General features: G+C 44.0%; 15 protein-coding genes. 5 read left to right on the top strand and 10 right to left on the bottom strand.

Annotated features, from left to right (window positions below):
- Nucleotides 1–12 precede the first annotated feature (12 nt).
- Nucleotides 13–579, top strand: coding sequence for a DUF1415 domain-containing protein (locus tag AB4486_RS14355; RefSeq protein WP_065584218.1), 567 nt, complete (start codon nt 13–15; stop codon nt 577–579).
- Nucleotides 580–617: 38 nt separating this feature from the next.
- Here AB4486_RS14355 and AB4486_RS14350 read toward each other — a convergent pair whose 3' ends face one another.
- Nucleotides 618–1688, bottom strand: a complete 1071-nt coding sequence (locus AB4486_RS14350) for a diguanylate cyclase domain-containing protein (protein ID WP_372117481.1) — start codon at nt 1686–1688, stop codon at nt 618–620.
- A 213-nt stretch (nt 1689–1901) separates the two neighbouring features.
- Here AB4486_RS14350 and AB4486_RS14345 point away from each other — a divergent pair, with 213 nt between their 5' ends.
- Nucleotides 1902–2477, top strand: a complete 576-nt coding sequence (locus AB4486_RS14345; RefSeq protein WP_304564037.1) for a nucleoside triphosphate pyrophosphohydrolase family protein — start codon at nt 1902–1904, stop codon at nt 2475–2477.
- Nucleotides 2478–2633: 156 nt separating this feature from the next.
- Here AB4486_RS14345 and AB4486_RS14340 read toward each other — a convergent pair whose 3' ends face one another.
- The 4 genes from AB4486_RS14340 to gntH form a co-directional block, all read right to left on the bottom strand.
- Nucleotides 2634–3122, bottom strand: a complete 489-nt coding sequence (locus AB4486_RS14340) for a GNAT family N-acetyltransferase (RefSeq protein ID WP_017068284.1) — start codon at nt 3120–3122, stop codon at nt 2634–2636.
- Nucleotides 3123–3236: 114 nt separating this feature from the next.
- A complete protein-coding gene (locus AB4486_RS14335; RefSeq protein ID WP_017089287.1) occupies nt 3237–3746 on the bottom strand; it encodes a hypothetical protein in 510 nt (169 codons plus the stop codon).
- A gap of 185 nt (nt 3747–3931) precedes the next feature.
- Entirely contained in the window at nt 3932–4447 is a 516-nt protein-coding gene (locus tag AB4486_RS14330; RefSeq protein WP_017068282.1) for a hypothetical protein, read from the bottom strand.
- 125 nt (nt 4448–4572) lie between these two features.
- The gene (gntH, locus tag AB4486_RS14325; protein ID WP_017068281.1) at nt 4573–6198 is read right to left on the bottom strand and encodes a guanitoxin biosynthesis MBL fold metallo-hydrolase GntH; all 1626 of its coding nucleotides are present in this window, start codon (nt 6196–6198) and stop codon (nt 4573–4575) included.
- Between the two features lie 193 nt (nt 6199–6391).
- On the opposite strand from gntH, the gene AB4486_RS14320 reads away from it, so the two are divergent.
- The 3 genes from AB4486_RS14320 (at nt 6392) to AB4486_RS14310 (ending at nt 8342) form a co-directional block, all read left to right on the top strand.
- On the top strand, nt 6392–7231 hold the full coding sequence (locus tag AB4486_RS14320; RefSeq protein WP_017068280.1) for a LysR family transcriptional regulator: 840 nt from the start codon (nt 6392–6394) through the stop codon (nt 7229–7231).
- Nucleotides 7232–7329: 98 nt separating this feature from the next.
- Complete coding sequence (locus tag AB4486_RS14315) at nt 7330–8049, top strand: hypothetical protein (RefSeq protein WP_372079384.1); 720 nt, start codon at nt 7330–7332, stop codon at nt 8047–8049.
- Between the two features lie 59 nt (nt 8050–8108).
- The gene (locus AB4486_RS14310) at nt 8109–8342 is read left to right on the top strand and encodes a hypothetical protein (protein ID WP_171733535.1); all 234 of its coding nucleotides are present in this window, start codon (nt 8109–8111) and stop codon (nt 8340–8342) included.
- 224 nt (nt 8343–8566) lie between these two features.
- On the opposite strand, the gene AB4486_RS14305 is transcribed toward AB4486_RS14310, so the two are convergent.
- The 5 genes from AB4486_RS14305 to AB4486_RS14285 form a co-directional block, all read right to left on the bottom strand.
- A complete protein-coding gene (locus tag AB4486_RS14305) occupies nt 8567–10033 on the bottom strand; it encodes a lytic polysaccharide monooxygenase (protein WP_372117498.1) in 1467 nt (488 codons plus the stop codon).
- 375 nt (nt 10034–10408) lie between these two features.
- A complete protein-coding gene (locus tag AB4486_RS14300; protein ID WP_017066163.1) occupies nt 10409–10768 on the bottom strand; it encodes a DUF6559 family protein in 360 nt (119 codons plus the stop codon).
- A gap of 58 nt (nt 10769–10826) precedes the next feature.
- On the bottom strand, nt 10827–11585 hold the full coding sequence (gene btuD, locus AB4486_RS14295) for a vitamin B12 ABC transporter ATP-binding protein BtuD (protein ID WP_372117477.1): 759 nt from the start codon (nt 11583–11585) through the stop codon (nt 10827–10829).
- A complete protein-coding gene (btuC, locus tag AB4486_RS14290; protein WP_372117474.1) occupies nt 11572–12567 on the bottom strand; it encodes a vitamin B12 ABC transporter permease BtuC in 996 nt (331 codons plus the stop codon). Before btuC ends, btuD begins: the two co-directional genes overlap by 14 nt.
- Nucleotides 12568–12700: 133 nt before the next feature.
- The gene (locus AB4486_RS14285; RefSeq protein WP_372117472.1) at nt 12701–13729 is read right to left on the bottom strand and encodes a succinylglutamate desuccinylase; all 1029 of its coding nucleotides are present in this window, start codon (nt 13727–13729) and stop codon (nt 12701–12703) included.
- Nucleotides 13730–13926 lie beyond the last annotated feature (197 nt).

Genomic DNA, 13926 nt, shown 5'->3' with positions numbered 1-13926 from the left:
TCGGAACCTGTTATGTCGAACACTCAAAGCACAGATCTTCAAACCATCCACGACCAAGTAAAACAATGGTTAGACGATGTCGTTATTGGCCTAAACCTGTGCCCATTCGCAGCCAAGCCACAACGTAATAAACAGATTAAGATCTTTGTGAGTGAAGCGAATACGGAAGAAGCGTTACTGGAAGACATCATGACGCATTTCGTAGAGTTAGATAATACGCCAGTTGCTGAATTAGAGACGACTTTAGTGGTGGTTCCTAACATGCTGCAAGACTTCTTCGACTACAACATGTTCATTGATTGGGTTGAAGCGTTGATCAAACAGCAAGACTGGGAAGGCGTTTACCAAGTGGCAACGTTCCATCCTGACTATTGCTTTGGTGGTGCGGATCCAGAAGACGATGAAAACCTAACGAATCGCTCTCCATACCCTGTTTACCATTTGATTCGTGAAGCAAGCATGGAAAAGGTACTGAAGCACTACCCTAACCCTGAAGCGATCCCAGACACCAACATCGCAAGAGTTGAGTCTTTAACGCCAGAAGAGCGTCGTAAACTGTTCCCTTACCTGTTCAGTTAAGCTATTCCGAATCGGAAAATGCAATACGTTTTCTGTATTTACGAACTTGCGCGTTCTTGATGATATGGACGAGATACAAACTGATCTCGTCCATTTTGTTTGGCGATATATAAACACTCGTCAGCCACTTTGATCAAAGAGTCGAGTGCCGACATCCTTTCCCCTTTGGTATCCCCGGTACTCAACTCAAAATGACACGCACCGATTGATATAGTGACAGGCTTTCTATCCAGTGTGATTTTCTTCATCTCTTGCAAAAGAGTCATGAACTTATCTTCAACACAACTTGGTGTTTTATTTGGATACCAAAGAATGAACTCTTCACCACCAAAACGCGCCACAAACTCACCCTCTTGATTGTTATTGCTCAGCACGTTCGCCACTTTCTTTAAGACAACATCGCCCATTTGGTGGCCATAAGTGTCATTGACCTGTTTAAAGAAATCGATGTCGACAACGGCCAAGGTTCCCTTTCCTAAAGAGCCTTTTAATTGCTCCACTTCTGCATTCAATGTTTTGAACAAGCAACGTCTATTTGGTAAGTGTGTCAGAGGATCATACAGAGCTTGATACTCCAATTTCTCATTCAGTTCTTTTAGCTTTCTTTCTTGCTGCCTTCTAACCAGCTCCACTTCGATCCATGACGCCATTAGTCTCATCACGTCGACATCGAACTCTTTAAACTCACGATGATAGGGCGCTGGACTTGAAAAGTTTAAGGTGCCATAAAGCTCATCATTAACGAAAATGGGAACCCCAATATAAGACTCCAAGCCAAAAGACTGGTAAGCAGGGTGCTTCGCATACTTATCGTGTTTACCACAATGCTCAATGCAGATAGGACCAATCGATTTACAGGTAATTTCGCAATAGGTTGAACGATAATCAAAAGTGTCACCGCTATTGAGTTCTACCCCTTCAGGCGTAACACAATGTTCAACAACATAAGTATTGCCATCGACTTTCGATAAGATACCAATATCAAGGTTGAAGCGTTCAAGCCCCATAATAAGCAGCTGAGCGATCTGAATATCGAAGCCCTTTCGATAATCATTGGTGATTTGATACAAGCGGCGTATAACAATTTCGCTTTCATTGGCTTGGTTCATAAATGGGATTCCACTACTGCTGACATTAATGACAACATTAATATTTCGTATATTAAGAAGAGTAAAGTGTAAAAAAACATAATAATCAATTAGTTTGTATGCAAAATACCTCATTGGTCCAATGAATAAAAGTCGCGTTCTTCCACTTTGCGTTAGCACCCCATTCCTACCTTTGTTAAAATGGTCCATTAACGAAACAGAATGGATAGGAATATGAACCTTTCTCAACTAAACCAAGAAATCTACGATCACCTTTACCGCGACATTGAAGAGTTCCGCAGTACTTTTGATCTGCCGGTTGCTGCTCCTGAAACAATGGACGAAAAAGGCGATACGCTACATACCTCTCTAGCGATCGAAGAACTAACAGAACTTGCAGAAGCTGACTCTAAAATCGAACAAGCGGACGCTATCGTAGACAGCGTTTATGTTTTGATGGGACGTCTGGTTCACCTTGGCCAAGCTAAGGTTGAAGACAACCTAGCAATCAGCTACCTGATCGACCTACTGTTGAATGTTTCTAAAAACCGCTCAATTGACTTCTTACCTTGCTGGGACGAAGTACACTCAAGCAACATGAGCAAAGTATGTCGCAACGAAACTGAATATGCTGAAACAGAAGCTTTCTATGCTGAGCAGAACATCAAGCTGATGGCGGTTCAAAAAGGCGAATACATCATCGCTAAGTGTGCGGAAGATTTCGTATCGGAAGGCAAGACAGTTCGCCAAGGTAAAGTACTAAAATCTGTACACTACCGTCCTGCGAACCTTGAGCCACTAACGGCTTAACTAAGTTTACGACTGAACTAAGGTTATGGCTGTAGCTCTTTAAAGCACCAGCGCACCAAAATAGCAAACGCCACGTTTAAATAACGTGGCGTTTTATTATCTGTCAGTTAATTCTAACTGTGTTAATCGTAGCTGTGTGTTAATCGTAGCTAAATGCTATACCAGTCGAGCCATATGATAAGCCGCCACATATTCGCCATTTCTGAAAGCGAACCCTGCGGACTCTCCTTCAATCACGAAACCGAACTTCTTATACAGGCTGATCGCTCTTTCATTATCGGTGTATACCGTTAACTCCATTCGCTTGATGTTAATCCAGTTATCACACAAGTCGATCGCGGTCGCGAGCAGCTGACTACCCACACCTTTGCCTAGCACATCGTCTTTAACACCCATACCAAATGAAGCCACATGTCGTCTTCTTGGATTCACGCACACTTCCATTCCCAAGTTGCCAACAATCTCATCGTCGATCATCGCGACATACGAGTACACGTTATCAGGCATATTAGAGATTCGTTTTTGCCAGCTTTCCAGAGATGGATTTGGGAGTTGCAGCGTACCGGTATAAGCATTAGTGCATTCGTAAACTTCTTTTATTCCCTTTGCATCTGACGGTTCAGACCGTCTCACTATAATACTCATCGCAACTCCTAATATTTCTTCGCTAAATATGAAACACATCCTCAATGTGCACCTAAACACACTAACAAATAGTGAATATTTAACAATAGGTTAGATGAACTTATCTTATTGGGCTTAGTTGATACTGAGTAAACGACCTCGTTCGATATCTTGCTCAAGCACCTCTGGTGTCAAGTCGCCATGTCCATGGTGATCGTGATTATGGTTATGTCCATGATCGTGGCCGTGTGAATGACTTTGATGTTCATTTGATCTTTGAGCTAACTTATCTGAATCCAAATAAGTGTCAGTCAAATCAGCACAATAATCTTGAGTCCATAAGCGACGAGCGTCGTCATCACTCATGATTTGCTCAGCTTTAGGGCCCAACTTATCCATGTAGTACATCCCCAACTCCTCACCTTCTACATTGGCGTGGTTGATAAGGTTCATAAACGCAGGCTCTTGATTCTCATCTGATAGATGACCATTTTTGTAACACACGGTTAGACCAATAATATCGTCGCCAAGTTTCTCTAATTCAGGGTTAAAATGATTGTGACTATGATTATGTTCGGCAGCGGCGACAAGCATTGGAGTAAGTAAAACACATGCGATAGCCAGTAGCTTAATGGTATTTTTCATGGGATAGACCTTCTGTATTTTCGAATACAAATTTGATTAGTTGGCTGACTTAGCTTCTTGTGAGATGAGCTAAGTTAAGGGGAACTTCAAGACCATTTCAGCCTGAGTACCCCTCTGTCTCACTACAAATAATCAATATGATTGGATAACGAGGCTCGATATAACGAGCGTTCTATAGACAAAAATCACTTATCAACTACGATTCTTGCTGGTGCGATGGTGTAAGTCATTGGCTTCACCTCCCATTCACCTTTTGCTTCCAATGCAACCGCTAGTGCTTGCGCCTCTTCACATACCTTCGCTGGTTTTCCGTCAGCCCAGTACGATGGACCCGAGGTGTAGCCGCACATCACTGAAAACGTGTGTTGGCCATTCTTTGTGGTGTATTCCGTCATAATGACACCACCTTCTCCATGCGTTATTTTTAGTGAGCCTTCATCGGCGACATGCATTGCATCGGAAGGATTCGGTTTAACATACGTTGTGTAGGTCCCGCCATCTGACATGGATTGGTTGTCATACATGGTGTAGCCTTCTTTTTCTGAAGGTAAGGTCAGTTCGTAGTTAGGATCAATATCCGCTAAACGTTCTGAGTTATTCGTCGCACCAGGTTGATAGTTGTGAGCATTGGATTGTCCGTTAGCGAAAACAGACGCTGACACTAAAGATAGAATGACGACCGCTAAAATTGATTTTTTCATAATGAACTCCAGATATTCTAAGCAAAGAAGTGGTAAGCAATAGTTTTATGATTGAGTAAGAGAATGGGTTTATTTACCTAACTTTTTAGGATGTGAGGGCAATATCAGCCCTCACTGCAAATACCCTATTTGTTATCGGTTCCTGCTCCTTCACCAGGCTCAGTTGGACGACTTACCGACTTGCGCTCAAGGTTGTGGTGAGCACGCACTCTATCCATGTATTCTTGCTTGGTGTTCATACCTTGCTTCATTGCTTCTGGTACTTGTTCAGCTGGGATCACGATGTCACGGTCGACTGGCCACTCAGTTAACAGCTCTGGATGGTAGCCTTCTGGGTAGTACAGTTTAGGATCTAACTCTAAATCACGAATCTCTTGTTCTTGTATGTCTTCACGGCTATTTTTCGGTAATGGAATTCTAAAATCAGACCCATCTGCCATATCAAATTGTGGCGCTCGCGCATTCGGGAAATCAGGTAAAATACCTTCACGAACCCACGCATTATCTTTGGTCATGTTAACGACAATGCCATCTGGCGCACCGAAGTGGTAAGGCCCTTGCCAATGGTGGCGAACCTCTGCAACGGTTTCCTCATTGAGATATGGGTCGAATGTCATGTGCGTTGTCATGAACAAGCGCGGTTGTACTTCATTGGCCACATAACCCGCCGCGTACGCTGGCGTATGGTGAGTATCAACGGTGTAACGAGCTAAGAATGGCGGCACACCTTGAATAATCGAAGACACACCAAACGTTTCGGTTTGCAGTTCAGTAATGAACAAGTCTGCACCTTTTGCGTATTTCAAATCCAACTCCGTTGGGCGACCGTCTCCTGTCCAAACAAATGAAAGCACTCGACCGTCATCTTGAGTCCAATTTAAGCGGTAACCAGACGCGCCATCTTTTGCGTGACTGCGTCGCCAGTGAATCACTTCCACATTGTCTTGGTCATAGATAACGCCACCGTCGTCGCGGAAATCAAACTCGTGAACCACAATGTCGTTGCCTGATGGGAACACATCAAATGCATCGGTGTGCCAGTTCAACATTTGTTGCATGCCTTCAATCATATGACGAGTGCCATATTCTGGAGTCGCACCACTCGGGCCATAAATGTTAAGCGGCTTTTCCCAGCGACCATTCCAACCACCAAATTGATACAGATAAGGTAATGAGCCGTAATGATCTACGTGCAAGTGAGTAATGAAAATATGGTCGAGTTCATTCATCGCGACACCCGCCGCTACGTAGTTCGCAATTGATCCTTCACCTAAATCAAAGACAAAGTTAGAGCCGTTACCCAGTTCTACGTATATCGAGGTGTTTGCCTGCCCCGGGCGAATCATTGGTGATGTACCCATGAACGTGACACGCATTTCATCCGGTTGGACTTCTTCAGTGCGTGGGAACCAGTTGGCGCCAGACACCATGTGATCCCCATAAGGTGCAATGCCCTCAAACATCAGGCCTTCTTTCCAACCTGAATTGGTTTCTTTGCGATAGTCACCATTGTTTACACCGCCCATTAACACAGAAAGCACTTCTTCTTCTGAAGAATACAAGTTCCCCTTAGGTTGAGTGCTCAGATACTCTTCAAGGGTTTCACCCTCGTGATATTCAAATTTCTCGAGTTTTTGAATATCAGAGTTAGTTTGCTTGGTGTTGTATTGCATCATTGGGTCAGCAGCAAAAGCGGTGGTCGTGATGATCATTGCTGTAGAGATGATTGATAATTTTGCGAAAGTTCTCATAGTTTCACCTATCGGTCTGAGTATTTAGTAAATGAATGAAGTTCCTTCCTCACTCCGATGCAAACAAGTTTATTAATAAACAGAACCTTGATATATAGTGTAAACTTTACTTAAAACCTCCATTTCATTTATGAGTTAATAACGACTCCACCATGATTTGGATGAGTGGCAATAAGAATAGAGGGAACTGAATTTGGACCTTAATCTACTGACGACATTTTTGGCCGTTTACAAACACAGCTCTATCACCGTGGCATCAGAGCAGCTCGATATTTCTCAACCCGCGGTAAGCGCGGCGATTAAGAGACTCGAAGGGGTCGTGGGCAAGGCTTTATTTGTGAGAGAAGGACGAGGTATCGCGCCCACTGGAGCAGCGGTATCACTCGCTAATAAGATAGAAGACCCATTGAACATCATTGGAACGGTTGAGCAGCAAAAGAATGACCTTAAAGTCTATTGCACAGAGAGCTTGCTTCATTTCGTTAGCCAGGTTGAAGGCGTAAGCTTTACGGAAGCGCCGCTCGAAGAGGAAGAACTGTTTGATGCGCTTACTGCACAAAAAGTGGATATCGTCATTGATGTACTTTCGAGTAAGAAACACTCATTGATTGAAGAAACCATCGTCGATGAGGAACCCGTGTGTCTGACTCGAATTAACCACCCTCGAATTGGTGAGACACTGAGTAAAGAGGAGTATTTCCAAGAGGAACATATTGCACTCAAGATCAAACGCGCCAACATGAACACAGTCGAGTTTTTATCAGAGAGCGATATCGAGCCGAGAAAAGTCAGAATTGAAACCAGCTCAATTTCAAGCATGCTGATTTTGGCGAGCACGACGGATTATATTGCCGCTTCTACTCGTTCTTTTGCAGAAATGCTTGCACCAGCGCTTGGCTTACGCGTTCACCCTATCCCCATCAAATTAAGACCGATCACGTTTCGAATGCTCTATCACCGCCGCTACGCTAAAGACGAACAGCACATCAAAACCCGTGAAGCAATCAAATCAGCATTAAGGAAACATAAATGAAACTGAGGTTTTAACTAAAGTTAACCCTATTAATATAAATTCAGTTTAATCACATACTCTCCAGCAAGTTAATTCAATAGAACGACACTGGAGAATCCATGAAAAAACTTAACCTTATTGCTCTACCACTTACGTTACTCAGCAGCGCAGCGTTTGCGACTTCGACTCAAGTTTACATCGAACAAAACGTTGCCTCTAATGCTGCTGATAACGGTGTCTACACCACAGAAGCTGGCGCATTAATCGATACCTCAGAAAATGGACAAGTCTATATAGGTTTTGATGACCAAGGTTGGTTAGCAGCGGGTTACGGCCACGACTTTCACATCAGCGAGTCCTTCACGTTCAACCTATACGGTGAACTCGGTAAATGGGACAACGGTGAAGAGTTATTAATCGAAGGTATTATTGATTACCAAGTGAACGACAACTTCAATGTATTCAGTGGATTGGGATATAACCAGTCAGGGCAAGTACTCGAGAATGTAAGCGACACCACGATCAACACCAATAAGTTCATCGCCGGTGCGGGGTACTCACTCGCAGGCTGGGATTTAGCTTATCAATACACTCACGAAAACAGTGATGGATCCAATGGCGGGTTTACCCACAACGATGACAACGTAATCTTTCATCAAGGCGACTACCGTACCAATGAGCACGAAGTCGTTCTCTCTAAAAGCATCGACGACTGGACACCCTACGTGAAATACACCTACTTCAATACCAACGAAGGTGACCTTTACTTGAACGGCCAATCGATGGGCCCGATCGACAACGACAATATCATTACGCTTGGTTTGTCTTACGACTTCTAAACATCTCAGATTCAATTCTCATAGGCAGATGGATTTGCCCACCTTTCGAGGGCACTACTATGAAAATGACTCCTCAACGCAACAAAGCCATTAATATCGCTGCAGCGATCAGTATCGTTTTGTTTTCTGCGATTCCCACCTACGTAAGTGCTGATCACTTAGACCCCCATTATCTAGAGCCGAGTTATCTAGAAACCAGCTATCTAGACTCCTCCTCCGTCGAATTTATGACACCAGATTTTGATCAGGGGTATCTTAACGATGAGATTAAAGAAAACCTTATTCTGAAATAATTCGTCAACACATTACAAAACGTTATATAGCTCTTGTTTTCTATATAACTCTCATCTTCTTATAGAGCCGTGCTGAGTGATTAAGACTCCGTTCCTGAATCACTTTTTCTAGGCTGATGACATTCAAAACCGCAAATGCAGACGCTAAAAAAGACACCACACTCGTCAAAAAATGTGGTGTCTTGGTTATTATTGCAAGGCTAATTAACTAACAATAGTTAAGATTAGTTGGCTGGACGCCAAACGCCCCATTTGTCATTTTCGTAAGTCGCTTTAGGGTTAGTACCACCTTGAACCCACCATTGTGCTTTCCATGACTGATTCGAGTAAGTCACGACTTCGCCACCAAGGTAAGTCGCTGATGAGTCCCACGTACCTGGATCTGGCGTAGGGTCTGGGTCAGGAGTCGGATCAGGATCCGGCGTTGGATCTGGGTCTGGTGTCACGCCACCGTCATCGGCAATTACTTCAAAAGTGAAGGTTTCAACACTGTCGCTTTCAATCGAGCTAGCCATAAACGATAAAGTTTCGTTTGCAGTGATGCCAGTGGTATCAACTACGATAGAAGCCGTGCCGTTATTTTGGATGCTTACTGAAGAACCTTGAGTTTGAGTCAATGTCGCGGCTTCGCTTGTTGCAATCACAACCTTATCGCCAGCATTGACTACATTGTCACTCTTCACTAGCTCGTAGATGTCACCTTTCAATGGTTCAACACCACCGTCGCCACCATCAATCAACGTTAACTGACCAGAAGCACGGCTATCTTTTGAGTTGAAGAAGTTACGTGAAGGATCGTTTTGGAAGTACATGTAGTGCTGCATTTCAGCGTGCCAATCACCAATGAAGATCGCGCCGTCTTTAAACTCTTCATGCCAGCCGTTAATTTCTGAAGCCAACAAACGAGCCCAATCGTTAACGTTTGAAGCGTCGATGACGATGGTGAAGCTACGCGCTACTTCACCGTACTTGTTGATGATGTCGTATTTAACCGTATCACCAATTTCTGGCGTGCCAAACTGGTCAGAAACAAACAGGTCACCACGCACTAGATCAGGCTCTGGACCCGGCTCTGGTGGAGGGGTTGTGCCACCCGCGATAGTGATGTCTGAACAGTTGTAGAAGCCTTCGCCCGCAGCATCATCACGTTGCCAACGAACGAATAGAATCGCATCGCCAGAACGGTCTGAAGGAATAGTGACATTAATGCGGTACTTGCCGCCATTAACCGGAACGTTACCCTCTTCTTGGATAAGATCTAAGTCTCCCCACGCTAGGCCTTTGCTTAGGTCCGCGTTTGGTTTCGTTAGGTAGAACTCCCAGAAAGAAGGGTTGTGTGGCGCTGTCGCATTGAATACATATTCAAACGTACCAGTATTTAGCTCGGTACGAGTCCAACCAGTATGAGGCGCACCCATGCCGCGTTTTTGCGAATCGTTGGCATAACATAACGTGCCGTCAGGAATCGCCGCTTTTACAGCATTGATATTATTGAAATCTTGGACATTTTTCGCGTACTCGTTACGTTGAACAAACGGGTATGAACCCGAAATGTCTTTTGCTTGAGCACACGCAGCATTAGGTGGTGTACCCGACCAAATCCCGCCTTGCTCGTAACACGTGTTCTGACGCGCGCTTGGAAACTCAGACCAACCATGAGCATTTGCCACTGACGGCACACTCGATAGCATAGCCATACCCACTGCTATTTTTAGAATATTATTATTTATTGTTGTCACTTTCCCACTCTCTATTATTTTACCCTAAACACAAAACCAATTGGTTACTAACCAACCAGCACTGTAATTCGAAGGTTTATAGTTTCTGACTTAAAGAACAACGAAAAATATATACGTCAATTTTATCAATAACAGCGGGTTTCATATTGATAGGAATCAGCATCACACAACTCAAACAAATGCGTTGTAGATAGATGATGTTGCTTCGAATTATGACATTTCAGTATTCTATGTTGATTAAGGGAACATTATTCGGAATGAATAAAAAAGCGGCTTTATGATTAAGCCGCTTTGGGGATATAAAGGCGTTAGGTAGTAAGAAGATATTTAATAACGGCTATGCATGCCCATGCGATGTGACATGTCATCGTCCATACGACCGCCCTTCCAACCGCCGCCACCCAATAGATTAAGTACATCTCGCGCTGTGTAGTCTTCTCCGCCAAAGAAGTCATTAGACACATCATTACGCAGCAACTGAATAGTTGGAGCTAATTCAACAGCAAGATCTTGTGGATCCGCAAACAAGGCTAAAGCAATCTGTTGTTGGCGTTTACTCAACTCACGAGAACTTGTTTCAACCTGCCCAATAGAGAAGAAATCACGGCTTCCGTAGCTCTTCACCATCTTTGCAGACAATGACTTAATCACCTTTTTGATTCTTCTTCTTTGGATGTATCTAAACATATTTGCTTCCTTTACTAACTCGCCTTAAACCCAATGAGCAGCTTAACTAATTAGTCTTTTAACCAAACAAAAGATAGGTCTGATTGTCGACTGAGATACTTTTGACTTCGGTGTTGAACACGGACTCTAGCTGCTCAGGGGTAAGCACTTGATCAGCTGAGCCTGATGCTTGAAGTACACCTTTATCGAGCAACAACACTTGGTCTGCGTGTCTTAGTGTTCTGTTCAAATCATGGTTAGCCATGATCACGGCGATGCCCTTCTCAGCCACTCGTTCGATAAGCTTGTACAACAAGGCTTCTTGAGCAATATCCAACGGAGCTGCGGGTTCATCGAGGATCAGCAGCTTTGCGTAAGGATTAAGCGTCGGCCAAATTTGCAGGCACATTCCCGCCAAACGAACGCGTTGCCATTCACCACCAGACAGTGTCTGAATTGAACGATGAAGTTTGTCTGTGATGTCTAGCATCTGACTAATTTCTTCCAAAGCTGCGTTGATTTCAGCATCAAGGCCGTGTGATGAACTTGGCAGTGACAACGCAAGGTATTGGAACACTTCTAAGTTGAAGGCAGGTCTTGCGCTTTGGCACAAGTAAGCACGATGTAATGACAAGTCTTGCAGTGATAATACTGACAAGTCTTGTCCGTCGAGCTTTATATCACCTTTGTAGCCATCACCAATACCAGATATCGCTTCGAGTAAGGTACTTTTTCCGCTGCCATTAGGGCCGATAACGTGAGTCACCTGCCCTTGCTTGAGCTCGAATGAGAGTGGTAATAAACGAGCGCCGACGCTCAGGCTCTTAATTTGAATCATGATTTTTAATTAACATCCAAATGAAGATAGGCGCACCGATACTGGTGGTCATCACACCCAAAGGCAGCTCTGCGGAATCTAATAAGGTTCTTGCACAGATATCAGCAAACACCAACAACGCAGCGCCAGCAACGGCAGACAAAGGAAGAAGGTATTTGTTATCAGTACCAATCGCTAAACGCAATAAGTGTGGCACAACCAAGCCAACAAAGCTGATCACGCCACCTAAAGCTACCGCGCAGCCGACTAAAATAGACACGGCGAAAATTAGACGCCAGCGCAATCTCGGTACGTTTACGCCTAACTGTACGGCATGCGTTTCGCCAATCATTAACTTATCTAGCTTACTACCTTGCAGGCACAGCCAAATAATCACGGGGATCATCACCAACGTGAGCGAGTGTTGATACCAAGTGACGCCACCTAAGCTGCCCATCAGCCAATACATCAATAAGCGTAGACTTAAGTCATCACTAAAATAGAACGCCCATGTCACCATCGCGCCAGAAAGAATGCCTAACGCGACACCCACTAGCAGTAATTTAGCCGTGGTGAGTCGCATCGTTTTTACCATGCTCACCAGTATCACGGTGAAACAGAGCGAGCCTAAAACGGCGGCAATCATGAACAGTTCTGGTGTGGGAGCAAACGGCAAGAAGAACAGCACAATAACCATGGCTAAGCTTGCACCGCCAGAAATGCCGAGCACACCGGGCTCTGCTAATACGTTGCCTAATAAGACTTGTAAGCTTGCGCCAGATACTGCTAGCCCTGCCCCGATAGCAATAGCTGCTAATAATCGAGGTAAGCGTAAATCAATCAGTAGTTTTTGTTCTAACGTGGACAAGGTGTCCAGAGGGGAAATGAAGAGATCGCCAACCATTAGGTAAATTGCACTCAGCGCGACAAGCAGTGCTGCCATCAGATAAATGGCTCTAGTCCATTTGCGCTGTTTTTGGTGAAGAAGTTGTTGGAAATCCATATCAAGCTACTTTGAAAATGTTCGCGTAACCTTACCTGTATCCCCAAATAAACTCAAGGCTCACACCGTAATGTGAACCTTGATATTTCAACCAGTTGAGCGGTTGTTTTCGTCGTTTAAACCCGAGTCGATATTAATCGTACACAAGCTGACCATGGTCGAATCGCGTTTCAACTTCACACACCATTAAGGCTGCTCGTTGACCGATAGCAACATTACGATTAGGGAACACCACCGCTTCGTTTTCATTCTTAGCCATTAACGGTTTATCACCATCATGACCGAATACTTCACCGTGCTTGAACGCGGTAAAGTTCTCTACAGAATCTGAGAACATGAAATCGAAGTCATCATGTAAACGAACAATGGTTCTGCTCACGCGATAAGTGATGGTTCGCTTAGGTAAATGCTCTGGCTCAACTTCAGCAATCAAGTTACGCATCGCCAAGTCAAAAGCCGTTAGCTTATCAAGTTGGTTCTCACCAATTCTCGCGACCTGCCCTAGTTCCATTGTCAGTGCTTGCGCTTCGAAGTTTTCAGCACTGTACCAACTGAATGTACTGGTTGGCGCATTTGACAACAACACTGCTTCCACGTGCGCACTGTTAATGAAATCAAACAGCTCTTTACTGCGTACTTCGTGGCGAACTTTAGGGCTCACTGCAAACGAGTAATGCTTAGATAAACGGATTGCACAGTGCAAATCTAGATGCCAACGAGTGGCAGGTTCCGTTTCTTTGTAAAACTCAGTCACCAAGAACTTCAAGTTCTTCGCGATATCCACTTCTCGATTGCTCTCGTACTGTTTTTCATCAAACAGACGGTTCATATTCACATCAAGAAAACGAGTATGCGCGTTGGTTGCTTCTGGGTGAGCAATGATGAACAAACATCTTGCTGTCACTACTTGGAAGCCTGTTTCAATATCCTCAATGAGCTTATCAATCAGCTCCATTGGTGAAGTTTCGTCGCCGTGAACACCTGTTGAAAAGATGATGTTTTTGGTTTCAGAGTTATACTCAGCGGGAATCACTTCCAATACACCGCGTTGATGAAGCTTAATTTGAACACCGTTACTCAGTACGGTCTGTCCTGCAACCACTTCTTGCTCAAGATCTAGGCTGTCAAAAAGAAATGATTGGCGAAAGAGGGTCTTCGTCATGCGTTACTCCTTAATTGCACGGCCGTATGTTAATAAATTGTACATAGAAATTGTGTTGCTAGGATCGCACTTATCAATAGAAACTCCGTTATCACTCACAAATACTACCCATATATTTTTGTATTACCTGCTGACTTTACTAACCGACATCTGTTCCAAATAACTTTCTCTATTTAAAGAGACTTTTGGTTGTTTCG

This window comes from Vibrio sp. 10N.222.55.C6, from assembly GCF_041473395.1.
Taxonomy (GTDB): domain Bacteria; phylum Pseudomonadota; class Gammaproteobacteria; order Enterobacterales; family Vibrionaceae; genus Vibrio; species Vibrio crassostreae_C.
Note: the sequence above shows the minus strand (reverse complement) of the source record. Positions and strands in the feature narration are given on the sequence as shown.